Here is a 23,587-nt window from a genome sequence, read left to right as displayed (position 1 = left end):
GCAGTCTAGCTCACAAACGGACCCCGTCGTATCGTGAAGAGATTCCTTAACCAGGAATGACCGCGCCTTTGTTTCAAGTGAGGGCCGGGCAAACTCAAGATGCGAAGGAGACAGAACATTGAAAATTTTCGTTACCGGCGTGACCGGTTACATCGGCGGTTCGGTTGCCAAATACCTGGTAGATGCGGGGCATGAAGTCAGTGGCCTGCTGCGTAACCCGGAACAGCGCAGTGCGCTACTGGCGCTGGGTATCACTCCTGTGCTCGGCACCCTGGATGACGCTTTTATTCTCAGCGAACAGGCACGTGCTGCTGACGCCGTCGTGAATGCGGCCAATTCGGATCACCTGGCCTCGGTACAAACCTTTATCAGCGCTCTGAGCGGCAGCGGAAAAGTACTGCTGCACACCTCAGGCTCAAGTGTTGTGGGTGACGATGCTCGCGGTGCTTATGAACGTGCCGAGATCTTCACCGACGAGACGCCATTCACCCCCATGGACATCCGCAAGGATCGGGTCCACATCAACCAGATCGTGCGGCGCGCAGGTGTCGAACACGGTATTCGCAGCATCGTGTTTTGCCCGACCATGATTTACGGTGAATCATTGGGGTTGCCGGCAAAAAGCGATCAACTGCCCAAGCTGTTCGCGCAATCGCGCAAATATGGCGCCGGGGCCTACATGGGGGCCGGGGTGCATCGTTGGTCCAACGTGCACATCGAAGATCTGGCAGAGCTTTATCGCCTTGCAATCGAAAAGGCCCCATCGGCCTCGTTGTTCTTCGCCGAGAACGGCGAAGCATCCTTCCTCGAAATCGCTACGTCCATCAGCAAATCCCTTGGCTTTGGCGGCGAGACTCAAAGCTGGCCGGCTGATGAAGCCATCGCCAAGCTAGGAGATTGGGCGCGCTTTGCCATCGGTTCCAACAGCCGCGTGCGGGCAGTCAATGCGCGCAATCTGCTCGGCTGGAAGCCCAAGCGCGAATCGATTTTGCAGTGGATCGAAAACAGCGGAGTACAATGGTAATACCCGCTGACTGTCGAGATTCTGAAAGCTCACTTCGGTGAGCTTTTTTATGCGCTGGCGAATGCTCTCTTCCAGGCAAATCACACCCATAAAAAAACGTGCAACCAGGGTCATCGTCAATGAATACCCTCGCTGCACGTCAGGCCCATTGAGCCTAAAGGGGAAAACCGTCAGTCAAACGCCTTCGCCCGATATCAAGGCTTAGGCCAACACCTCCAGCGCTACGCTTTCGATACCCGCCGCGTCCAGCCGGTAATGACGATAAAGGTGAGTCGGCGGCGCAATAAGACTGTACTCGTCGTAAATACCATGGCGTCGCACTTTCACCCCAATGCCCTCCTCCGCGATCACTTCACACACAGCACCACCCAGACCGCCAATGATGTTGTGTTCTTCAACGGTAAGAATGGATCGGCTGTTGCGCGCGGCGGTCAGTACCGCCTCACGGTCCAATGGCTTGATGGTGGTCATATCGATCACGCCTACCGAACGCCCGGCGGCATTCAAGGCTCGCGCCGCTTCAAGTGCCGGATGAACTGTTGAGCCGGTCGCGATGATGGTCAGTTCATCGCCGGTCAGGTGCACAGTTGCCTTGCCGAAGACAAAGTCCGGAACGGTCTCGTACACCACCGGATCACGCCCGCGCTGGATGCGAAAGTAGATCGGTTGCGGGTAGTTGGCCGAAGCGAGTATCGCGGCCTTGAGTTGATTGCCATCGGCTGGAGCAACCACCGTGATATCGGCAATCGAACGCATGATCGCCAGGTCTTCGGTGGCGTGGTGCGAGGTGCCGTAGAACCCCAGGGAAATCCCGGCATGATGGCCGATCAGGCGCACCGGCAAGGCTGAGTACGCCACGTCCATCCGGATCTGCTCGCAGCACAGCAATGGCAGGAAGGATGCAAAGGTCGCCACGAACGGCTTCATGCCTACCGCCGCCATCCCGGCCGCAGCAGACACCATGTTCTGTTCGGAAATACCGAACTGCACGAATTTTTCCGGGTGCAATTCGGCGAACTTTGACAGGCCGTTGGAGTATTGCAGGTCAGCGGTACCGGCAACGATCGGTTCGCCCCGTTCGACCAGTTCGATCAGGGCATCCGACAAGGCATTCAAGCTCGGCGTCTGGCTGTTTAGTTCCCGGTATTGCCAGGAGTTGTTCGACAGAGGTGCGGTATTCATGAGTTAGATCACCTTGCTTTTGATTTCGTCGATAGCACGTTGCGCATCTTCGGGGTCGAGATACCCCAAGTGCCAACCCGGCTCGGTTTCCATGTAGGAAACCCCTTTGCCCTTCACCGTATTGGCGATGATGCACACCGGCTGCGTACGCGTCGTGTCGGCTTTGAGGCGACGCAACAGGCGGGTGACTGCCGCGAGATCATGGCCGTCCACCACGTGTGTCTCCCAACCGAACGCAATCCACTTATCCGCCAACGGCTCGATACCGATGACGTCATCGACATTACCGTCGAGCTGAAAGCCATTACGATCGATGATTGCCACCAGGTTTGCGGTTTTATGGTGGGCCGCCGACAGCGCCGCTTCCCACACTTGCCCTTCCTGCATTTCCCCGTCGCCGAGCATCACGTAAGTGGTGAACGTCTTGCCCAGCATCCGCCCGGCCAGGGCCATGCCCAAGCCGCCGGACAGCGCATGACCGATGGAACCGGAGGAGAAATCCACTCCAGGGACTTTGCGCATATCAGGGTGGTCACCCAGCGGATTACCGAGGCGCGTGTAGTTGTCGAGGATTTCTTTGGCGAAGAAACCCCACTCCACCAACACCGGAAACAACCCGACGGCCGCATGCCCCTTACCCATCATGAAACGATCGCGGTCGGGCCATTTTGGCTCGGCGAATCGCAAGTCCATTACGTCGTAATACAACGCGGCGAACAACTCGGCGGCGGAGAACACCGACGTGTAGTGGCCGACCTTGGCGATCTCGATCAGCCGGATGGTTTCCAGGCGAATGAACTGGGCTTTTTCCCGCAGGCGAGTCAACTCTTTCGCAGTCAGTTCAAAAGCGTGATCCGCGTTGTCGCGGAAATCTGTCAAATCAGTCATATGTAGTGTCCAGGCGCGTTACCAGAGTTTCGGCCGCATCCGTGATGCGGCCGCACATAAGCCCAGCGCAATCGGGCGATTACTGCGCTTTCAAACGTGGCGTCATGTAGTCGTTGAGGCGCGGCATGACCTGTTGCGCAGTCAGTTGCATCGAGCGCCGCCACAGCGCTTCGTCATCCCACTCGTGGAAAGTGGTCATCAACGTGCCGAACGGCCCGGTCTGCTCACTGAACGCCACCAGTTGCTCGGTGACGGAGTTCACGTCGCCGTAAATCACCATTTCCTTGATGCAGTGGTCGACCGTCACTTCCTCGTCGGTCATGTCGGGGCGGGTCTTGAAGATCTTGGTGTAGTGGTTGGTGGCCAGGTTATCGATCATGTAGTCGAAGTAGCGCCGCAGCGTGCAGCTCTCTTGCGCCAGATAGTCCTCGGCCTGGGCCTGGGAGTCGGCAACGAATACCGAACGGGCCACGCGCCAATTATTGGCATCCGCCTTGATCCCGGCACTTTCCGCGCCCTGGCAGTAAGCCTGCCAATGGGAAGCCACTGTTGCCGTCGGGTTGAAGTTGGCGGACATCAGGTCCCAATCCTTGGCACCCGCAAGTTTTGCGGTGCCGGAAAACGGACTCATGGCCGTGGTTGCCACCCGCGGAAACGGCTTCTGGAATGGCGTCGGCATGTAGCCAATTTCCAATTCGTGGTGCACCGCATCCTTGAGGCTGACCTGGTAGTGCTGCGAGGAAAAATCATAGGGCGCGCCCGAGTTCCAGATCGCACGGATCATCTCGTAGCACTCCACCATCATCTGTCCACGGTCCTTGCCGTTGCTGCCGTACACCTCGAAGTCGGAAGCCAGTCCACCCGGGCCGATACCCATGATGAAACGCCCCTTGGACATGTGGTCGAACATCGCGGCATCGGCGGCGATTCGCGCCGGGAAATGGTGCGGAAGATTCAGCACTCCGGTGCACAGTTTCATGCGTTGGGTCAGCGGAATCAGGGTGGATAGAAATTGCAGCGCATTGGTTATCGGCTCGGTGCGCTGTGACGTATGTTCACCGACCCAAAGCTCATCAAAACCGACGCTGTCGGCATGTACAGCACACGCGATGTCCTGATCGTACATCTCGTGATAGTCCCAGCCCTTGTGATGAAGTGGCTGCATGAACATGGCGAGTTTCATGTCGTTCTCCTGCTGTTTTCAGTGACCGGTGCGCTGCGAAACTGTTTCGCTGCACACCGTTTTCATGACGAGCGCTCGTTTCGCAGGCGTGCCAGTGCCGGCGCTGCAAGTCGCAACGTTCAAGGAATGGGTTAAATATCCGGGGCAAGTGACGCGTTACATCAGCGCGTGCAGCTCACCCTCAAATGCTTTGTTTGCGATTCAACTTCCGTGCAGCAACCAGCCGCCGTCCACCAGCAAATCGATGCCTGTCACATAGGACGACAGCGGCGAAACCAGGAACAGCACTGCATCGGCGATCTCCCAGGGTTCGGCCGCCCGCCCCAGGCCGATGTTGCCCAGCACGTTGTTCTGCCGGTGCTGCTCAAGCAGCTCCGGCTCCAGGTTGCCCGGTGTCGCGGTCAAGCCTGGCGAGATCGAATTGACCCGAATGTTGGAGGCACTCAAGTCCTTCGCCAGGCTTCGGGTCATGGCCAGTACCGCGCCCTTGGAGGCGTCATAGGTGCAGTGATTAGCCATGGGACGATGACCGCAGATCGACGACAGATTGACGATCGCCCCGGCGCCTTTCTGCCGGCGCATCTGCCGTTGTGCGGCCTGAGCACCCAGAAACACAGCACGCGTGTTGATCGCGTGCAGTCCGTCCCAGAAATCCGCATCGACGTCATCAATCGCCTTGAGCGGGTAGACACCGGCGTTATTGATCCAGATATCCAGGCAACCGAAACGCTCGACCGCGATGTCCGCCAGCCGCTGAATGTCACCCGGTCGACTGACATCGGTGACCTCAAATGCCACGGCATAACCCGCCTCCATCAATTCCCCGCTACGCTCCGGCGCCAGGCTGCCGATCAGTACATTGGCCCCTGCTTCGGCCAGTCGCCGACTGATGGCGAAACCGATGCCGCTGCTGCCACCCGTGACGACCGCGGTTTTTCCGGACAAATCCAATAGCTCGGCAAAGGGTCGATACGGCATTGCCTGGTATGGGGCCGACATGTTTGAACCTCCTCGATTAGCGCCCGTCATCAAGCGGTCGCCAGGGTCATGATGCTGTCGGGGGCAATCTGCGGCCGATGCAGGATGCCTTGGGAACGGCCGCGCGCCATGACCATCACCCGATGGGACAGACCGATGACCTCCTCCAGGTCGGAACTCACGACAATCACCGACACCCCGGTTTTGGCCAGATTGATGATCAGCTCGTAAATCGCCGCGCGCGCGCCCATGTCGATGCCCCGCGTTGGCTCATCGAGAATGATGACTTTCGGATTACGCGCGATCCATTTGGCGATCACCACTTTCTGTTGGTTGCCGCCGGACAACTTGTCGAGCACCTGCCCCGCCACGCCCTTGATTCCCAGCGTCGCAATACGTTCACGGGCGAATGCCGCTACCCGGTGGTTGGCCATGACACCGCAGGAGCTGAGGCTATCCAGATTGCAGTAGGCCAGGTTTTCGGCAATCGTCTGACTCAGCACCACGCCTTCGGATTTGCGGTCCTCCGGGATCAGCACGACGCCGGCATGGATCGCCGCCAGCACGTTATTGGCCGGCAGTGATCGATCCCCCAGCATCACCCTGCCCTGGCTCAATGCACTCAACCCGGCTATCGCCTGAACCAGCTCCGTTCGACCCGCGCCGACGATGCCGGCAATGCCGAAAATCTCCCCGGCCTTCACTGAAAAAGACACATCGTGAAAGCGCCCCGCCTTGTCCGACAGCTGCTCGACGCTCAATACCACCGCATCCCCAGGGGCCGGCAACTCTGGAAACAAGCGATCGATCGGGCGCCCCACCATCTGAGACACCAGGACACCGACATCGGCCGTACCGCTGTCGTGACGCGCGATCAGGTGACCATCACGCATGACCACGACCTTGTCGGCGATCCGGGCAATTTCATCCATGCGATGACTGATGTAGATGAAGGACACCCCCTCCTTCTTCAGTTCCTCGATTTGCTTGAACAACAGGTCGGTTTCGTCCTTGCCCAGGGCTGCGGTCGGCTCGTCGAGAATCAACAAGCGCGAGTTGAGCGTCAGGGCCCGGGCGATTTCCACCAGTTGTTGGGCGGCGATTTTCAGTTGCCGCACCGGTGTATCCGGCGAGATATCCAGACCCAGGCGCCGCAGTTGCTTCTCTGTTTCACGGAACATTGCCTTACGGTCGATGATGCCGTCGCGGGTCGGCAGATGACCGAGGAAAACGTTCTCCGCCACGCTCAAGTCAGGCAGCAGGTGGATTTCCTGATGGATCATGTTGATCCCCAGCGCCATGGCAGCTCCCGGCCCGGTTGGCGCATAAGGTTCACCAGCCAGGAACATCGAGCCTTTGGACGGTGTCAGTGCGCCGGCGACGATGGAGGAAAAGGTCGATTTTCCTGCGCCGTTTTCCCCCAGCAACGCCACCACTTCTCCGTAGCCGATATCGAGGCTGATATCTTCCAGCACCCTGACCGAGTTGAATGACTTGCCGATGTTGCTCGCGCGGAACAACGGCTCCCGGGTGGTATTGATCGCACTCATGACTTGCCCTCCCTTCACCGTTCTCAAGGATGCTGTTCAAGGAAGGTTGCTGCGTTTTCCCGGGTGGTGACGAAGGCCGGCAATAGCTGCGTCTTGGTCACCTGTTTGCCTTGCTGCAGATCGACGGCGGTACGCAATGCGGAACGCCCCATTTCCACGGCTTGTTGCGTGATGGTCATGTCCAGTTTTCCATCGCGAATCGCTTCCAGAGCAGATGGCAAACCGTCATAACCGAACACCCAGACCTTGTGATCGATATTGGCCACCTTTACCGCCTGAGCCGCACCGAGCGCCGGCGCATCGGAGCGACCGATGAACACGTTGATCTTCGGGTTCTTCTGCAGCATGTCCTGGGCGACCTTGAAGCCGTTGTCCTGCAGCCAGTCTGTCGGTTTGCGGTCGATGATCTTCATCTCCGGAGCCTCGGACAGCACCGCATCGAGGCCTTTGGCCCGGGCCACTTCAGTGGAGTCGCCGAGAGTGCCTTGCAGCAGGCCGATTTCAGCCTTGCCGCCGGTCAACTTGATCATTTGCCGGGCCAGTTCACCCGCCGCGGCCAGGTTGTCGGTGGAGATGTAGGCGTCGCACTCGACGTTCTTCGGGAAGTTGTCAATGCAGATCACCGGCACACCCTGCTGTCGCGCCAGTCGCACCGGCACGGCCGAGGCGGCACTACCGGTCGCGGTGTAGAGCAGTACATCGATTCCTTTGCTCAACATGTCCTGAATCTGACTGACCTGGCGCGCGGGATCGGCCTGGGCATCAGCCACCAGTACATTCTTGATGCCGAGGGTCTTGGCCTGTTCCATGACGCCATCCCGAACCATCAGGTAGAACACCCATTGCAGGCTCGGGATCGACATCCCGACGGTGATTTCGTCCGTAGGTTTGCCTTGTGCGTAAGCACCGGCCGACATCAGGCAGCCCAGCAGTGGCAGCCACAGAAAGCGAAGCGAAAAAGCAGACAGGTTCATGTTTCTTACCTTTTTATTGTGCGTGGAACGATGCCGGTTTTGATCGATGACCCGAGATCAGTCAGCCTTGCGCTTGAGCAGATCGAGCATCACCGCGAATGCGATCACCGCGCCGATGACCACTTGCTGGACGAAGGGTGAAATGCCGGCCAGGTTCAAGCCGTTGCGCAATACGCCGATGATCAACACACCGATGATCGTGCCGACCACACTCCCCGCACCGCCCTTGAGGCTGCCGCCGCCGATCACCACGGCAGCGATCACATCCAGCTCATAGCCGACACCTGCACCAGCGCCAGCGGTGTCCAGGCGGGATGTCATGATGATGCCGCCCAGGGCCGCACAGATGCCCGAGATGATGTACACCGCGCTGGTGTAACCCTTGACCCGGATTCCGGCGAGCTTGGCCACCTTGCTGCTACCGCCGATGGCATACAGGCTGCGACCGGATACCGTGAACTTGAGAACGAACCAGAACACCAGCGCCAGCACCACGAAACAACAGACAGTCAGCGACAGCACGCCGCCGTAGCGGATAACCGAGAGGTTGCTGAACCATTCCGGAAATCCACTGACTTGCGCACCGTCCGTGACCATATAGGCCAGGCCGCGGGCGATGGACATCATCGCCAGCGTCGCAATGAATGATGGAAGGCCGGCCCGAACCACCAGCAAGGCCGTGGTCGAACCACAGGCTGCACCCACGGCAATCGCCCCGAGCATGGCCACCCACATCGGCAGGCCGAGCGCCTGTTCGAGCCAGCTCATGACCATGATCGCCACCGCCAGCACAGCACCCACGGACAAGTCGATACCACCGATGAGAATCACCAGCGTCATGCCCAGCGCCATGATGCCCAGCACCGTCACTTGATCCAGCACATTGAGCAAGTTACTCAAGGTCAGAAAACTATTGGTAAAGAAGGTTAATACTGCGCATAACAATAAAAGCCCGGCCATCGGACCCGCCACACTGTTGTCCAGTCCAATCCACTTTGGAATCGACCCGGGCAATCTTGTTTTTACCAACAACTGATTGTTCATACCCACATCCACTTCTTATTTGATTGTTATAAGATCGAGCAGCACGTGATAGCTACGAATTAACGACCCAGTTCCCGATAGCGTCCTCCCATATAGAGAAGTGGCTCTTCCAGTGATTGAGTGATGACATAAATGACGTTGCCGATAATCACCGTGTGCGTACCGTGTTCAATCTCCTGCACCACTTCGCAAAAGATCGCTGCCTGGGCGTCGGCCAAGTAACGAATGCCGTGAACTCCGGTACGCCAGTCACCCTCGACAAAGCGTCGTTCGCGCAGATCGGGCTGACTGAATATTTTGCAGATCGGCTCATGCTGGCTTTGCAGCATGTTCACGCAGAACAGCCCGGAACGCTTGATGATCGGTGACGCACTGGCGCTGCGATTGACACAGATAAGAGCCGACGCAGGGTCCATCGACACCGAGGAAAAGGCAGTCGCGGCCAGGCCGTGGGGCTGACCATCGTCATCAAGTGTGGTGATCAGGGTTATAGAAGAGGCAAAGCGGCCCATTGCCGATTTGAATTGACCGGCCAGGTCTATCGAAGGGGCGGCCTCTTGATATTGAACACGCATAGCATAAACCCTCTTTTTATTGTGACTCACAGGCACTGGCTTGCATTATTAACAATCAGCCGAACTTTTCTATTCGATTTTAGAAAATTGACTCTTCACTGAAACTGAAAGATGAACCCAACAACAAACATATTTGAATTCGCTTCACAGGCGCCCTCAAACCCCTATTCCAAAGCGCTTGCGTACTTGCTCGCCTTACCTGCCGACTTTTTGATTAGATGGTTTTTACTGAACAATTGACTGATACTTTGTTAACAATAAAACGTAACTTTCACGAGGCAAAATCCCCATGGTCGATCGATTGCAGGACATGCGGCTGTTTCGTCTCGTCGTTCAGACAGGTTCACTTTCAACGGCGGGTCGGCAAATGGGCCTGTCGCCAGCCGCCATGAGTGGTCGACTCAAGGCGATGGAGGACTTCTACGGATTGCGCTTGCTCAAGCGCAACACCCGAAGCTTGAGCCCTACCGCCGAAGGCCAGTTGCTGTTTGAAAATGCCCAGAAAATTCTCGAGGAGGTCGACGCCCTCGACAGCATCATCAAAAACGGCCAAAGCGATTTGCTAGGCACTATCGGCCTGACGTGCCCTACCGATCTGGGTCGGCAGTGGATCAGCCAATTGGTCGATAGCTTCATCAGCGAAAATCCCCATATCCGCGTTCGCCTTTTTCTCACCGACCGCGTACTGGACTTTGTCGAGTCCGGCTCGGACATTGCGATCAGGTTCGGTGACCTTCCGGACAGCACACTTATCGCCCGCTCCCTTGGAGTGGACCGGCATATAGTTTGCTGTTCTCCGCAGTATCTTGAGCAGCGCGGCGCACCGCTCAGCCCTGAAGACCTGCAGCATCACAACTGCCTGGTACACCTGAGTGCGGATTTCACACTTGATCGTTGGAAATTCATGGACAAAGGGGTGCCAACCACAATTCAGGTCAAGGGCAATCGGCTGGCCAATGACGGATTTACCTTGCGTCAATGGGGAGTTCAAGGCTTGGGGATCATCTGGAAGTCGGTCTGGGAGGTGGCGGACGACATACAAGCCAAACGGTTGATCCCACTGCTTGAAGACTATCAATGCCCAAGCACCGGATTTCACCTGCTGACGGAGGGTGGCAAAAAGCTGCCGTTACGCGTCAAGACCTTCGTCGATTTTGCCGTGCAGTACTTCAAAAAGCTCGATACGCCATCGCGATACATCCTGCCCCCAGAAGCTCCATTAGGAACGATGAGACCCGGTCCTCGAGGGTAAAGATGAACGTTCCGCGGCGCGCGCGTGAGGGCGACGTAGAAAAGGCTGCGCTCCTCGTCGAAGGGGTACTCCTCTGGCTCCGGCATCGCGATCTGCAGAATGGGGTCATCCTCGATCTCGCTGGGGAAGCCCCGCCGACCGCGCACCACGTTCACCAGCAGAATGTAGTCAGCCTCGGAAAACACTAAACTACGAAACGCCCGCTGAGCGATTTAGCCAATCTGTCGCATCGACCGGTTGAATCCGAAGCCAATAGCAGTCTGTCAGAAGCAGTCTTAATCGACCCAAAGTGTCTTTTTAGAAGATTGGTTCCAGGTCTTTTCGACCGTTTTGACTCAACCAATGTGCGAATAATCGCGGCAAATGAGGCTGCGCTTTAACCGCATCGGCGGCTGGTCAGGTCAAAGACAAGGACCCGTCATTGAAAAAACGATCCCGTTGTTCACTGCGCAATATCTGCAGTGCATGACATGTGAGAGCGGGCTTGCTCGCGAAAGTGATAGATCATTCAGCCATTTCTGGTTGACGGACCGCCTCCGCGGGCAAGACCACACAGAACTCTCTGGAGGTTCCTCCGGTTGGATTATCCACCCAACGCATTCACCAAAGCCGCCTGATTCTGCCATTGCGCGGTCTTGACCTGGGACAGCGCATTCTGCGCCGCCAGTTCAACCCTTTGCGCCTGCAGCACATCCAGAAAAGGCGTCTCGCCCGCTTGCCAGGCGCGTTGAATCTGCTCGGCAGCAGAGCTGGCCTGACTGGCCGCATTCGCCAGAAGGGCCTGCCGTTGAGCATTGCGCTGAGCAGCCGCCAAAGCTGATTCCACCTCGGAAACGGCCGTTAACACGGTGCGTCGATAGCTCAACAACGCCTGCCGCGCCTCGGTCTCCCGAAAATCAACCACGTTGCGTCGTCGCCCCCCATCGAACACCGGCACGCTGGCATTCACACCGGCCAACCAGAACGTCGAGCTGGCCAAATCTGCGGCACTCACACCGTCAATCAACAACCCCAATGCCGCGGACAGACTCAAGCGCGGCAACAGATCCGCCTTGGCCACGCCGACCCGCGCATAAGCCGCAATCAAACGGGCTTCGGCAGCGCGAACATCAGGGCGACGACGCAACAGATCCGCCGGCGTTCCGGCGTCCGGTAACGACACGGTAGAGACGTTCGCCGGGCTGTCCTTGAACTGCAGATACAACGTCTCGGCCGGCTGGGCCAGAAGCACCGATAAGCGATGCAGTGAGCGCTGCCAGTTCAGTTGCAACGCAGGCACCTGGGCGGCGGTGGAGTCCGACTGAGAGCGGGCGCGCAGCACGTCCGCTTCCGGGCTGTCACCGGCCGCATACAACTGCTCGGTCAATTGCAAGGTCTCGGCCTGGCTGGCTGCACTTTGCCTGACGATCGCCAAACGCTCCTCCAGGCCACGCGCCTCGGCATAGGCCTGGACCACTTCCGAAATCAGCGCCACCCGCACACCCCGAGCCTCTTCTTCGGTAGCGTTGAGCTCAGCATCGGCGGCACGCACGCCTTCGCGGATGCGCCCGAACAGATTAATTTCCCAAGTCGTACTCACGCCGATTGAGGTCGGCTCGGTGATCAGCGAATCGGTGAAACCGGCCTGGTCAGCCGATATCCGCTGACGCGCCGCACTGGCCCCCAGATCGACCTGCGGACTGCCCGAGGCTCCGACGATATTGCGTAACGCACGTGCGGCATCAATGCGTGCCAAGGCAATCTGCAAATCAAGGTTTTCCCCCACGGCGCGCTCTACCAGGCGGTCGAGCAATGGGTCCTGATACAGCGTCCACCAATGATCGGTCACGCCCACGGGTTGGGCCGCTGGAGCATTGACGAAACGTTCCACCGGCACTTCGGACCGGGGCGGCATGACCGGCGACACACACGCACTCAGCAGCGCGGCGCCCAGCACCAGGCCTGAAACACGAAGAGAGTTATTCATGAGCCACGCCCTGTTGAGAATGGATGGATTGAGGAAGTGCCTGACGCTCGCCACCGGCCAAACGACGGATCAATACATAGAAAACCGGCGTGAACAAAAGACCGAACAACGTGACGCCAATCATCCCGAAGAACACCGCCGCCCCCACGGCCTGACGCATTTCGGAACCCGCACCCTCAGACATCACCAGCGGCAACACACCGAGGACGAAGGCCAGCGAGGTCATCAGGATCGGCCGCAAGCGCAGACGACAGGCTTCAACCACCGCATCGACAATGCCCTGCCCCTCCTTCTCTTGCTGACGCGCGACTTCGACGATCAATATCGCGTTCTTCGCCGCCAGCCCCACCAGGACGATAAAGCCGATCTGGGTGAGGATATTGATATCCAGCCCCATCAGCCGCACACCACCGGCAGCCGCCAGCAGACACATCGGTACAATCAGCAGGATCGCCAACGGCAGGCTCCAGCTGCCGTACTGCGCTGCCAGGACCAGGTAGACAAAAATCACACACAACGGGAACACCAACAGCCCCGTATTGCCGGCCGTGGTCTGCTGGTAACTGAGGTCGGTCCACTGATAGGTGATACCGGCCGGCAGCGTCTCCTTCGCAAGGCGTTCCATGACCTTGATCCCGAACTCGGAGCCCAGCCCCGGCAAGGTATCGCCGTTTATTTCGGCGGTCGGGAACAGGTTGTAACGCGGGAATCGCTCCACACCCAACGCCTCATGCAGACGTGTGACGCTGGCAATCGGCACCATCTGCCCGGCATCGTTGCGTACCTTGACCCGGGCGAGATCTTGCGGAGTGACGCGGTAAGGCAGGTCCGCTTGCGCAGTCACTCGATACGTACGCCCGACGAGGTTGAAGTCGTTGATGTAGGACGAGCCAAAGTACGTCTCGATCGCCTGGTTGATCTGGCTGCTGGGCACGCCAAGCATTTCGGCGCGCTCGCGATCCAGTTCGACAAAGACCTGAGGCGTCCTGGCCGAGAACGGTGAATAGACACCGGTCATGCCTTGGGTAGCATTGGCGGCCGCAATCAGATCGTCGGTGGCTTTGGCCAAGGCTTCGGTGCCCAGCCCCGCGGTGTCCTGTAATCGCATGGAGAATCCGCCGGTGCTACCCAACCCTTGAACCGGCGGTGGCGTGGCGACAATGACACTTGCACCGCTGACCACTTTCAAACGCTCGCGCAGATCCTCGGCGATCCTGTCCGACGTCAGTCCGCGCAACTTGCGTTCGGACCACGGCTGGAACACCGGCGCCAGACCGGCCGAGTTCGATGAACTGGTGCCGGTCACCATCGAGAAGCCGGAGAACGTCGGCACCCGGTCCACGCCCGGCACCTCGAGGGCAATCGCTTCGATCTGTCGCGAGATCTCGTTGGTCCGCTCCAGCGAAGCACCGTCCGGCAGCTGGACGATGACCACCAGGTAACCGCGGTCCTGAGTCGGAATAAAGCCCTTGGGGGTCGACACCAGCAAATAAGCCGTGGCTGCAATCAACACAGCGTAGACCGCCAGCATCAACGGTGTTTTGGCCACCAGTCCGCGCACGCTGCCGGCATAGCTTGAAGAGAGTTTCAGGAAACCGCTGTTGAAACCATCCGCCGCGCGCTTGAGCAGACCGAACAGGCCGACTTTCGGGGTGTGAGGAGCCTCGGGTTCATGTCGACGCAAAATCATCGCCGCCAGCGCTGGCGACAACGTCACCGAATTGAACAGCGAGATCGCCGTGGCCACCGCAATGGTAATTCCGAACTGGCGGAAGAACTCACCGGAAATCCCTGGAATGAATGCGGTCGGAATGAATACCGCACACAGCACCAGCGTAATCGCAATCAAGGCTCCGCCAATTTCCTGCATGGTCACGATGGTCGCTTCCAGCGGGCTCTTGCCATCGGCCAAATGGCGCTCGACGTTTTCCACCACCACGATGGCGTTGTCGACCACGATCCCCACCGCCAGCACCAAACCGAACAGGGTCAGGTTGTTGATTGAGTAGCCGAGCATCGCCATGACCGCGAAAGTCCCCACCAACGACACGGGGATCGCCAGGATCGGAATGATCGACGGCCGCCAGCCTTGCAGGAAAACCATGATCACCAGCACCACGAGAATGACCGCCTCATAGATGGTCTTGCCCAGCTCACCGATGCTGTCGGCAATAAACGCTGTCGGGTTGTAGCCGATGCTGTATTCGATGCCTTCAGGGAAGTCCTTGCCGATTTTCTGCATGGTCTCTTCGACCACTTTCATCGTCGCCAAGGCATTGGCGCCCGGACGTTGCAGCACTTGCAGGCCGATGGCCGGGTTGCGCAAGTAATAGGTGTTGTTGACGTAGGCCAACCCGGCGATTTCCGTGCGCGCCACGTCCTTGAGCCGCACCAGGCGCCCGGCAGTCCCCGACTTGAGGACGATGTTGTCGAAGTCGGCAGGCTCCTTCAAGCGGCCTTCGAAAATCAGATTGGGTTGGAAGGCCTGCGACGCCACCGGGGGCTGGGCGATCACACCTCCGGCTACCTGAGTGTTCTGCGAACGCACGGCGGCAATGATGTCGGCGGGGGTCAGGTTGAAGGCTGCCACGCGTTCAGGATCGAGCCAGATACGCATCGAATACTCGCGCGCGCCCAGTGGGTTGATGTCACCGACGCCGTCGATGCGTTTGAGCACGTCGGCAACACTACGGATCGCAAAGTTCGAGACGTAGAGTTGATCGTAAGTGCCCTTGGGCGAGGAGATGAAGATCGTCGATAGTTGCGTCGGCGAGGACTTGCGCACCGTCACGCCACTGCGCTGCACCGGCTCCGGCAAACGCGGTGTGGCCAGCGCCACACGGTTCTGCACCAACACCTGAGCCTTGTCGACATCGGTACCGCTTTTGAAGGTCACCGTCAGGTTCAAACTGCCATCGGACGTCGCCTGGCTGTACATGTAGAGCATGTCTTCAACACCGTTGACCTCTTGCTCGATAGGAATCGCCAGCGTCTCGGCGACGGTCTGCGCCGAAGCGCCGGGATACGTCGCTGTCACGACCACGGTCGGCGGTGCAATGTCCGGGTACTCGGACGTCGGCAAGACGAGATAGGCCAGGCCACCGATGATCATCAAGACAATTGAAAGCACAATCGCCAGCACCGGTTGCTCGATGGATGTGCGTCCCAGGTTCATAACCGGGCCTCCTCGGTGGTCGTCTCTTTCGCGGCTTGAACCAACGCACGGTCCTGTGCTGTCGCGGTATCACCGGCACGCACACGCTGCAGGCCATCAACGATCACCCGATCCTGCTCCTGCAACCCGCTGGAGATTTCGCGTAGACCGTCATGCAATTTCCCTAGGGTGACGGGTCGAATTTCGACCTTGTTCTGCGGGTTGAGTACATAGACGACTTTGCGCGTCGCGTCGACGCTGATCGCGGTGTCCGGGAGCAACAGTGCCGAGTAAGCCGCCTGGCCGGAGAACTGCACGCGACCAAACTGCCCGGGGCTCAAATGCAGGTCCTGGTTGCTGACCCGGGCACGCTGGCGCAAGGTCCCGGTCGACGGGTCAAGGCGGTTGTCGATGAAATCCATGCGCCCGGTCATGCTCGGTTCGGTTTCACCCGGCAAGGCAATCCGTACCTGGCTCTGGTTGGCGCCGGGATTTTTCTGGCGACGGTATTTGAGGTAGCTCTGTTCATCGATATCGAAGTAAATGTCGATCGGGTCAAGCGACACGATGGTGGTCAGCAACGTTGCGCTGCTGTTGCCGCCGTTGACCAGATTGCCCTCACTGATCAGCTTTCGGCTGATCCGTCCACTCATGGGGGCAGTGATCCGGGTGAACTCCAGATCAAGCTTGGCATTGCTCAATGCACCTTCAGCGCTCAAGACCTCGGCTTGCGCCGCTTGGCGCGCTTGCAGGCGTTGATCGTAGAGGCTACGGGCGATGGTTTTGGATTCGATCAGAACATTGGCCCTGGCAAACTCCTGCTCGGCCAGCGCCAGTTGTGAGCGCACCTGGGCCAATTTGCCTTGCGCCTGGACCACGGCAGCCTGGAACGAGCGCGAATCGATCACGAACAGCAAATCGCCCTTCTTGACGATGGCGCCGTCCTGAAACGCGACCTTCTCCAGATATCCGCTCACCCGCGAGCGAACGTCGACCGAATCGGTGGCCTCGAAGCGACCGGTAAAACTGTCCCAATCCGTGACCACGGATTTGACGGGCTTGCTGACCGTGACACTGGGAGCAATCGGTGCGTTGCCGGCTTGATCCGGACCGCAACCGCTCAGAGCGACTGCCAGCGCCAGACCTGACGCCGACACCGCCACACCTTTTCCAAATGCCGATTTGAGTGGAAACGATATTTTCGCTTTCCCCGTTGTAGACGAATTCACTTTTGCATGCTCCGCTGTTGGCCATTGAATGGCGTTCATGCAATGACCAACGAATTGACTGAATTAAAATATCAGCGATTAAACGTTAAATATCAAAGAGCGCTTCAATTAACTTTTGCGGTGTGTTCGCCTTGCGCTTTATTACGTTCAACAAAGGCACCTGACTCTTCAGCATGAATCGCCAAGGATGTAGAGATAGCAACTAAGGTAGTGAGTAGAGCAAGAATATTTTTTAAGCAGGTCATTTCAGATGTTCTCGGTAGTGTTTGAATGAACGGGATTTTCCGTGAGCACCACTTGGAGATAAACCGCCAAAATGCAAAAAGAATATTGACTAAAAAACAAGAACCAGCGCCCTGGAACAGGGGCCAAGGCATTCGATCGCCCGCGCGAAAACAACCGGCGAAGTGTGTTCGGTGGTCACTTATTAGTTATGGAAAAACCTGCGAAAAGTTCTTTTAAAAGAGTCAGAGCCATTAAAAACCAAAAAAGGAGATGGCCTGACAGCCATCTCCTTGAACACTCAGCGATCAATACTGCCCAGGCAGAGTCATTAGCTTTCAAGCGTTGAAAGGAAACTTGTATCGGTCATTTTGTCGCTTCTCAGAATTCAATGACCTGACGCACCGCGCTGCCATCATGCAGGCGGTCAAAACCTTCGTTGATATCGTCGAGCTTGAGCCTGCCACTCAACAGTCGATCCACCGGTAGGCGACCGTCACGATAGAGCTCGATGAACCGCGGGATATCGCGCAGTGGTACACAAGTGCCGATGTAGCTGCCTTTGAGCGTGCGCTCTTCGCCCACTAACTGAACGACATTGACCGGCAGCGCCGAGCCGGGTGGTGGCAGGCCGGCGGTCACCGTCATGCCACCGCGCCTGGTCATCTTCATTGCATTTTCCAGAGCCCGGATCGAGCCAGCCATTTCGAACACGTAGTCGGCGCCGCCACCGGTCAGCGCCAGCACCTGGTCAACGGCGTCTGGGTCACCACCGTTGACCACGGCGGTGGCGCCGACTTCCTTGGCCAAGGCGAGTTTTTCCGGTGACAGATCGACAGCAATGATTTTGCTGGCCCCTGCAGCCCGTGCACCCAACACCGAAGCGAGACCTACGCCGCCCAGGCCGATCACCACGGCGGTCGAGCCCACACGCAATTGCGCGGTGTTAACCACCGCACCGACACCGGTCAACACCGCACAACCAAACAGCGCCGCTTCAACAAAGGGCAACTCGCGGTCGATCTTGACCAGGGAGTTGCGTGACATCACGGCGTACTCGGCAAACGCGGAAACGCCCAGATGATGATGGACGTGGCCGGCAGGCGAGCTCAAACGCACCGAGCCGTTGATCAGCGTCCCGGCGGCATTGGCTTTTGCCCCAGGCTCGCAGAGTGCCGGGCGGCCCTCGGCGCATGGCAAGCAATGACCGCAACTGGGCATGAACACCATGACCACATGGTCCCCTGGCTCAAGGTCGCCGACCCCGTCTCCCAAGGCTTCGACCACACCTGCAGCCTCATGACCGAGCGCCATGGGCATAGGTCGAGGCCGGTCGCCATTGATCACCGACAAGTCGGAATGGCACAGGCCGGCGGCGCGGATTCGCACCAGCACTTCGCCCGGCCCTGGCGGCGCCAGCTCGATGGTTTCGATCGTGATCGGCTTGCTCTGCGCATAGGGCGGGGCCGCATTCATGTGTCTCAGAACAGCAGCTCTGACTTGCATCTTTGTCTCCGACACAGCTGGACTCGATAGTGAGTGCTCATCACTATGCCGCAGGCCGTCCGTGCCAGAAATGCATCATCGGGCGTAGCTGTTTGGAATTGAATTCGCAGAAGCACGCCATCCCGACTGGCACGCGAGCGAGTCGAATTGTTATTTGAATTCTCAAATCTTGTGCACGGCCACTGCGTTCTCTGCTGCTCATCCAGTGCTTACTCTGAAACCACAGACAACATCACAGCGTCCCTCGAAAGACGCCTGAATGAGGGTTTCAAGATGACCGATGCAAGCACCCGGAAAAAACTGGTCGAGGCCGCACCCCACGCCTCGTTCAATCTCGACGAGATCGTCAAGACGTTCCCCGCAACAGCCGAAACGCTACTGGTCGATACGCGCCTGACCGATGAAGATGAAGCCAGTGCCCGTGTCTTCCGGGTCTATCACCCGACCCCCGCGCATTACCACGCCACCTGTGACGAATACCTGATTGTGCTGTCAGGGCGTGCAACGTTTTTCATGGGTGACCGCGAAGAGTTCGAAGTGGGTCCAGGCGAAATGCTGTTCTTCAAGAAATTCACTGTTCACGGAATGCCGCAGATCCTAGAACACCCGCTGTTCATGGTGTCAGTCGACACCCCGCGACGTGATCCAAGCGACATCATTTTTGTCGATCCTTCGAGTGGCACCGCAGAATCGTTCGTGCAGGCCAAGCCATGAACAGCCAGCCACTGGAGATTTTCGCGACATTCCCGGTCGAGCGCCCGGGCAACCCCACTGTGATGCCTGACGGGCGAGTGCTGGTGTCGGTATCCGCCATTATTGCGCCCGACATCTCGGTACGGGCGGTGGCGCAGAACGGCGAGCACTCGGCTTACCCCAATGAGGCCTGGGCCAGCAAACCCGGCGACGATGGACGCGGCATGTCCGCCGTAATCGGAATCCGTACCGATCCCGAAGGGATTGTCTGGATACTCGATATGGGCAAGCCACAGCAACAACAGCCCCGCCTCATCGCCTGGAATGATCGCGCGCAACGCCTGCATCGAATGATTGTGTTGCCGCAGAACGTCCTGCGCCCCAGTTCCTTCACTCAGGATTTCGTCATCGATTGGCGGCGCCAGCGTATCTATATCGCAGACATGACGATGAACCCCAGTGGCGCCAGCGACTACCCGGCCATTGTCGTGGTCGACCTGCAAACCGGTCTTTCGTGGCGCTCGCTGGAGTGCTACCCGGGACTGATGCCGGGTGATGTGCCGCTGATCGTTGCGGGTAAACCGCTGGCGTTGCGTACGCCCGAAGGTGAAATCATTGCGTATCGCTACGGCCTCAACCCGATTGCGATCGACCCCTTGGGTCGATGGGTGTATTTCGGTTCGATGTCGGCGCGCAAGGTCTATCGGATCAGCACCGAAAGTCTCGCCCAGGTCACTGACGCTCCAGCGTTGAGTGAAGCGGTGGAATTCTGGTGCGAAAAGCCGCACTGCGACGGCTTCGATGTCGATGCCGAGGGCAATGTGTACGTGACCGACATCGCGAATAACGCCATCGGGCTGGCGTCGCCGGCAGGCTACCGCATCCTGGCCCAGGATGATCAGTTGCTCGGCTGGCCGGATGGTGTCGAACTCGACGCACAAGGCAAATGGTTGTACATCACGGCGAACCAGTTACACCGCCACCCCCTGCTCAATGCGGGTGAGGACGACAGTCAGCCACCGTTTCATGTATTGCGCCTGCGGGTGGATGCGCCAATGGGGTTGGGCGAAACACCATGAGCCATAGCCGTGTTGCGTCCGCTGTAATAGCCATGTTGCTGACGGTCAGTGCCATCGCCCTGGCGCTGACCGATGGCACCGCCGGTATCGGGATCGGGCTCTATGCGGCGGTAATCATCGCCGTCACACAGTTCTCACGAGCCATGCCAGACGCCTGGCCCGGCTGCCTGTTCGAAGTGTCGAAAGCATCACGGAGCTCCCTGGCCCAGCGCCTGCTGACCCAAATGGCGGCGCTGGTGTGTCTGCTGTCAGCCCAAGCCATGAGTGGAGCAGTCGCGGCGATCCTCGCGGTGACCGGCCTTCTGTTGTTCATTCATACCCTGGTGCTGGCGCGCCTGCCCCAACGCGGCCGGCGACACAGGAGACTTTGATCGATGACAGCACAGACGTCGCTTTTGGAGCATCCCGGTGAACCGGCCAACCAACGATCACCGATGCCGCGGCGCCTCTCACTGTTGATGGGTCCCGGGCTATTGATCGCCGTGGGTTACATGGACCCTGGCAACTGGGCCACCGGGATCGCCGCCGGTGCGCAATTCGGATACCGCTTGCTGTTCATGGTGGTGTTGTCGAGCCTGGCGGCCATGCTCTTGCAAACACTCGCTTTGCGCCTGGGCGTGGTCACAGGTCAGGACCTTGCCCAGACCTGCCGTCTTCGCTATGGCCGACAAGCCACACTTGCGCACTGGACGATGGCAGAGATGGCTATCATCGCCACTGACATCGCCGAAGTGTTGGGCGCGGCATTGGCGTTCAAACTGCTGTTCAACCTGCCGCTGAGCATCGGCATTGTGCTGACTGCCATCAGTACGCTGGTCATCCTGGGCGTGAAGGGCGCCGCCAATGGTCGAGTGCAGAAGATCGTCCTGGCACTGGTAGCGATCATTGTCCTGTGTTTTGCCATAGAGCTGGCGCTGATCACACTCGATAAAAACGCTGCACTACAAGGTTTCATCCCTTCATTGGACACGCTGGCTGAACCTGGGGCGCTGTTCATTGCGGTGGGTATCATCGGCGCCACCGTCATGCCACACAATCTCTACCTGCATTCGTCTCTGGCCCGATCACCCAGCCGCCTGAATGACGCAGTGCAGGTCAGGCAATCCCTGCGCCGCGGTTCAATCGACACGATCCGTGCGCTGTCGATTGCCGCCGCCGTACAGGTCGCCATTCTTTTAGTGGCCGCAGCGGTATTCCATGACAGCGGCCATACCGAGATTGGCGGCATCGAGCAAGCCCACCAACTGCTGGCCCCCCTGATGGGGGGCACCTTTTGCGCCGTACTTTTTGCCCTGGCACTGCTTGCATCCGGACAAAGCGCGACGCTGACGGGCACTCTCGCCGGCCAGGTGGTGCTCGAGGGTTTCCTGAAACTCAGGGTTTCATTGTGCAAGCAGCGCATCGTCACCCGCCTGCTGGCCATTGGGCCGGCGCTTGGCGCAATACTCTGGCTGGGGGATCGCGCAGTGGGCGACCTGTTGGTGTTTTCTCAGGTGGTGCTGTCGATACAACTGCCGTTTGCGGTCTATCCGTTGATTCGTTTTACCCGCGATAAAACGCTGATGGGCGACTTCGCGATTTCACGCCCGGTTGCTGTCGTGGCCTGGTTGATTTTCCTGCTGATCAGTGCTGCCAATTTATGGTTGGTCGCATCAGTTCTCCCATGAACAACTTCTCCCCCCAAAAACAGGTAAGCAAAAATGTGTGAAGTCCACGTCTGGATCGCCATCGAACGTCCCGTCGAACAAGTCTGGTCGCTTCTTGGCGGCTTTGACTGGTTGCCCCGCTGGCTGGATGTTATTGCCAGCAGCACCTTGAGTGACGGAGGACGCCTGCGTCATCTGCAAACCACCAATGGCGCGACCATTGTCGAGCGCTTGCTTGCGTTTGATGAGGATGAAAAGTATTACAGCTATGCCTTGCTTGAGGGCCCTTCGCCAGTCATTGATTACGTCGGCAGAATGCAAGCGCAGTCCGATGGCAAGGGCGGAACACTGGCATCCTGGTCAAGCAGTTTTGTGGTCCAGGGGGCCGATGAAGCGCAGGTCGTCGAGCATTTTGAAGTCTTGTATCGCCAAGGTCTGGAGAGCCTCAAGACCATTATTGAATCCAGCCACTGACGAAGGCAGCGGGCTCACCCGCGATCCATGAAGGCTTGCAGACGCGGCACCATGAAGTCGAGGAACGTCCGGATACGCTGGGGCACATGCTGTCCACCCTGATACAGCGCATGGACTTCCTCGCAATCATGACCGCTTTGTGCGAGTACCTCGACCAGACGCCCCGTGGCCAGATCTTCATCAATGTGAAAGTCCGCCAGCCTGGCGATTCCGACGCCAGCAATGGCCATGCGCCGAACCGTCTCACCATTGTTGGCTTGCAGATTGCCCTGGACGATACGATCAACGATACGGCCACTCTGATGCATGGGCCAGACCGGACTGGAACGACGGAAATTAAAGCTCAAACAATTATGTTCGCAAAGGTCTTCCAGGGTTTCGGGCACCCCGTATTTTTCCAGGTAATTCGGCGAAGCAACGATCTTGCGTCGAGCAATCCCGATCTTTCGCGCGCGCAACGTCGAGTCATTCAGTACACCTACCCGGAAGGCAATGTCCGTCCTGTCCAGGTACATGTCGACGATGTCGTCGCACAGGGACAGGTTGATCTGAATATTGGGATGAGCCTCCCAGAACGCTGGCAAGTTGGGTTCAATCGCCAGTGTGCCAAACGCCACCGAAGCATTGATGCGCACTGTTCCACGCGCTTTCTGTGCACCTTGCGCCAACACCCGTTCGACATCATCAAGTTCTGCCAGCAGTGCGTGACTGCGCTCATAGTAAACGCGGCCTTCATCCGTCAATGACAGCTTGCGCGTGGAGCGTTCCAGCAGGCGAACGCCCAGGCGCAGCTCCAGGCGAACAATCAGTTTGCTGACTGTTGAAGGCGTCATCAGCATTTGGCGTGCGGCTTGGGAAAAGCTGCCCGCATCAACAACCCGCACAAATACCGACATCTCACCCGCTCTGTTATCCACGTCCAGCCCCTTCTCAATGACTCGTGAAAAAATATCACAAGCGCCCCGCTA

21 protein-coding genes are annotated in these 23,587 nt (G+C 58.3%); 7 read left to right on the top strand and 14 right to left on the bottom strand.

Translation table 11 applies throughout. The features are described 5' to 3' along the window. The first annotated feature begins 118 nt into the window (after positions 1 to 118). Entirely contained in the window at positions 119 to 1,024 is a 906-nt protein-coding gene (locus tag LAB08_RS11795) for an NAD-dependent epimerase/dehydratase family protein (protein ID WP_096512035.1), read from the top strand. 201 nt (positions 1,025 to 1,225) lie between these two features. Here LAB08_RS11795 and LAB08_RS11790 read toward each other — a convergent pair whose 3' ends face one another. From LAB08_RS11790 to LAB08_RS11755, 8 genes are all read right to left on the bottom strand, one after another. Beyond that, positions 1,226 to 2,206 carry a transketolase family protein gene (locus LAB08_RS11790; RefSeq protein ID WP_096512036.1) on the bottom strand — a complete coding sequence of 327 codons (981 nt, stop codon included), beginning with the start codon at positions 2,204 to 2,206 and terminating at the stop codon, positions 1,226 to 1,228. Between the two features lie 3 nt (positions 2,207 to 2,209). Then, positions 2,210 to 3,094, bottom strand: coding sequence for a transketolase (locus LAB08_RS11785; protein ID WP_096512037.1), 885 nt, complete (start codon positions 3,092 to 3,094; stop codon positions 2,210 to 2,212). Positions 3,095 to 3,173: 79 nt separating this feature from the next. Next, positions 3,174 to 4,277: an LLM class flavin-dependent oxidoreductase gene (locus tag LAB08_RS11780; RefSeq protein ID WP_096512038.1), complete on the bottom strand. Its 1,104-nt coding sequence runs from the start codon at positions 4,275 to 4,277 to the stop codon at positions 3,174 to 3,176. Between the two features lie 201 nt (positions 4,278 to 4,478). Further along, positions 4,479 to 5,276, bottom strand: a complete 798-nt coding sequence (locus LAB08_RS11775) for an SDR family NAD(P)-dependent oxidoreductase (protein WP_096512039.1) — start codon at positions 5,274 to 5,276, stop codon at positions 4,479 to 4,481. 29 nt (positions 5,277 to 5,305) lie between these two features. Then, positions 5,306 to 6,805, bottom strand: a complete 1,500-nt coding sequence (locus LAB08_RS11770) for a sugar ABC transporter ATP-binding protein (RefSeq protein ID WP_096512040.1) — start codon at positions 6,803 to 6,805, stop codon at positions 5,306 to 5,308. A 23-nt stretch (positions 6,806 to 6,828) separates the two neighbouring features. Continuing rightward, positions 6,829 to 7,779, bottom strand: coding sequence for a sugar ABC transporter substrate-binding protein (locus LAB08_RS11765; protein WP_096512041.1), 951 nt, complete (start codon positions 7,777 to 7,779; stop codon positions 6,829 to 6,831). 57 nt (positions 7,780 to 7,836) lie between these two features. Continuing rightward, positions 7,837 to 8,679: an ABC transporter permease gene (locus tag LAB08_RS11760; protein ID WP_254007525.1), complete on the bottom strand. Its 843-nt coding sequence runs from the start codon at positions 8,677 to 8,679 to the stop codon at positions 7,837 to 7,839. A gap of 203 nt (positions 8,680 to 8,882) precedes the next feature. Then, positions 8,883 to 9,398 (bottom strand): flavin reductase family protein, encoded by a 516-nt coding sequence (locus tag LAB08_RS11755; RefSeq protein WP_096512043.1) that lies wholly within the window; start codon positions 9,396 to 9,398, stop codon positions 8,883 to 8,885. A 289-nt stretch (positions 9,399 to 9,687) separates the two neighbouring features. Between LAB08_RS11755 and LAB08_RS11750 the strand changes: the two genes are divergently transcribed. Continuing rightward, complete coding sequence (locus tag LAB08_RS11750; protein ID WP_172901612.1) at positions 9,688 to 10,650, top strand: LysR family transcriptional regulator; 963 nt, start codon at positions 9,688 to 9,690, stop codon at positions 10,648 to 10,650. 583 nt (positions 10,651 to 11,233) lie between these two features. Here the strand turns inward: LAB08_RS11750 and LAB08_RS11745 are convergent. The 5 genes from LAB08_RS11745 to LAB08_RS11725 form a co-directional block, all read right to left on the bottom strand. Continuing rightward, entirely contained in the window at positions 11,234 to 12,616 is a 1,383-nt protein-coding gene (locus tag LAB08_RS11745) for an efflux transporter outer membrane subunit (RefSeq protein ID WP_096512045.1), read from the bottom strand. Beyond that, a complete protein-coding gene (locus LAB08_RS11740) occupies positions 12,609 to 15,791 on the bottom strand; it encodes an efflux RND transporter permease subunit (RefSeq protein WP_096512046.1) in 3,183 nt (1,060 codons plus the stop codon). Before LAB08_RS11740 ends, LAB08_RS11745 begins: the two co-directional genes overlap by 8 nt. Further along, positions 15,788 to 16,927, bottom strand: coding sequence for an efflux RND transporter periplasmic adaptor subunit (locus LAB08_RS11735; protein ID WP_254007524.1), 1,140 nt, complete (start codon positions 16,925 to 16,927; stop codon positions 15,788 to 15,790). The genes LAB08_RS11740 and LAB08_RS11735 overlap by 4 nt, the downstream gene beginning before the upstream one ends. Before the next feature lie 176 nt (positions 16,928 to 17,103). Continuing rightward, complete coding sequence (locus LAB08_RS11730; protein ID WP_157755721.1) at positions 17,104 to 17,376, bottom strand: hypothetical protein; 273 nt, start codon at positions 17,374 to 17,376, stop codon at positions 17,104 to 17,106. A 226-nt stretch (positions 17,377 to 17,602) separates the two neighbouring features. Beyond that, positions 17,603 to 18,697, bottom strand: coding sequence for a zinc-dependent alcohol dehydrogenase family protein (locus LAB08_RS11725; protein ID WP_254007523.1), 1,095 nt, complete (start codon positions 18,695 to 18,697; stop codon positions 17,603 to 17,605). 303 nt (positions 18,698 to 19,000) lie between these two features. Here LAB08_RS11725 and LAB08_RS11720 point away from each other — a divergent pair, with 303 nt between their 5' ends. Genes LAB08_RS11720 through LAB08_RS11700 form a run of 5 tightly spaced genes read left to right on the top strand, consistent with a single transcriptional unit; the run spans position 19,001 to position 22,619 of the window. Continuing rightward, positions 19,001 to 19,441, top strand: coding sequence for a cupin domain-containing protein (locus LAB08_RS11720; RefSeq protein ID WP_096512049.1), 441 nt, complete (start codon positions 19,001 to 19,003; stop codon positions 19,439 to 19,441). After that, positions 19,438 to 20,499 (top strand): L-dopachrome tautomerase-related protein, encoded by a 1,062-nt coding sequence (locus LAB08_RS11715; RefSeq protein ID WP_096512050.1) that lies wholly within the window; start codon positions 19,438 to 19,440, stop codon positions 20,497 to 20,499. The genes LAB08_RS11720 and LAB08_RS11715 overlap by 4 nt, the downstream gene beginning before the upstream one ends. Next, positions 20,496 to 20,870, top strand: a complete 375-nt coding sequence (locus LAB08_RS11710; protein WP_096512051.1) for a hypothetical protein — start codon at positions 20,496 to 20,498, stop codon at positions 20,868 to 20,870. The genes LAB08_RS11715 and LAB08_RS11710 overlap by 4 nt, the downstream gene beginning before the upstream one ends. 3 nt (positions 20,871 to 20,873) lie before the next feature. Next, complete coding sequence (locus LAB08_RS11705) at positions 20,874 to 22,166, top strand: Nramp family divalent metal transporter (protein WP_096512052.1); 1,293 nt, start codon at positions 20,874 to 20,876, stop codon at positions 22,164 to 22,166. 33 nt (positions 22,167 to 22,199) lie between these two features. Continuing rightward, positions 22,200 to 22,619: an SRPBCC family protein gene (locus LAB08_RS11700; RefSeq protein ID WP_096512053.1), complete on the top strand. Its 420-nt coding sequence runs from the start codon at positions 22,200 to 22,202 to the stop codon at positions 22,617 to 22,619. A gap of 14 nt (positions 22,620 to 22,633) precedes the next feature. Here the strand turns inward: LAB08_RS11700 and LAB08_RS11695 are convergent, their stop codons facing one another. Beyond that, positions 22,634 to 23,536 (bottom strand): LysR family transcriptional regulator, encoded by a 903-nt coding sequence (locus LAB08_RS11695; protein WP_096512054.1) that lies wholly within the window; start codon positions 23,534 to 23,536, stop codon positions 22,634 to 22,636. Positions 23,537 to 23,587: the final 51 nt, after the last annotated feature.

It is taken from the genome of Pseudomonas izuensis (assembly GCF_002356535.2).
Taxonomy (GTDB): Bacteria; Pseudomonadota; Gammaproteobacteria; order Pseudomonadales; family Pseudomonadaceae; genus Aquipseudomonas; species Aquipseudomonas izuensis.
The sequence above is the reverse complement of the archived record's forward strand: the minus strand, read 5'-3'. Positions and strand labels throughout refer to the sequence as shown.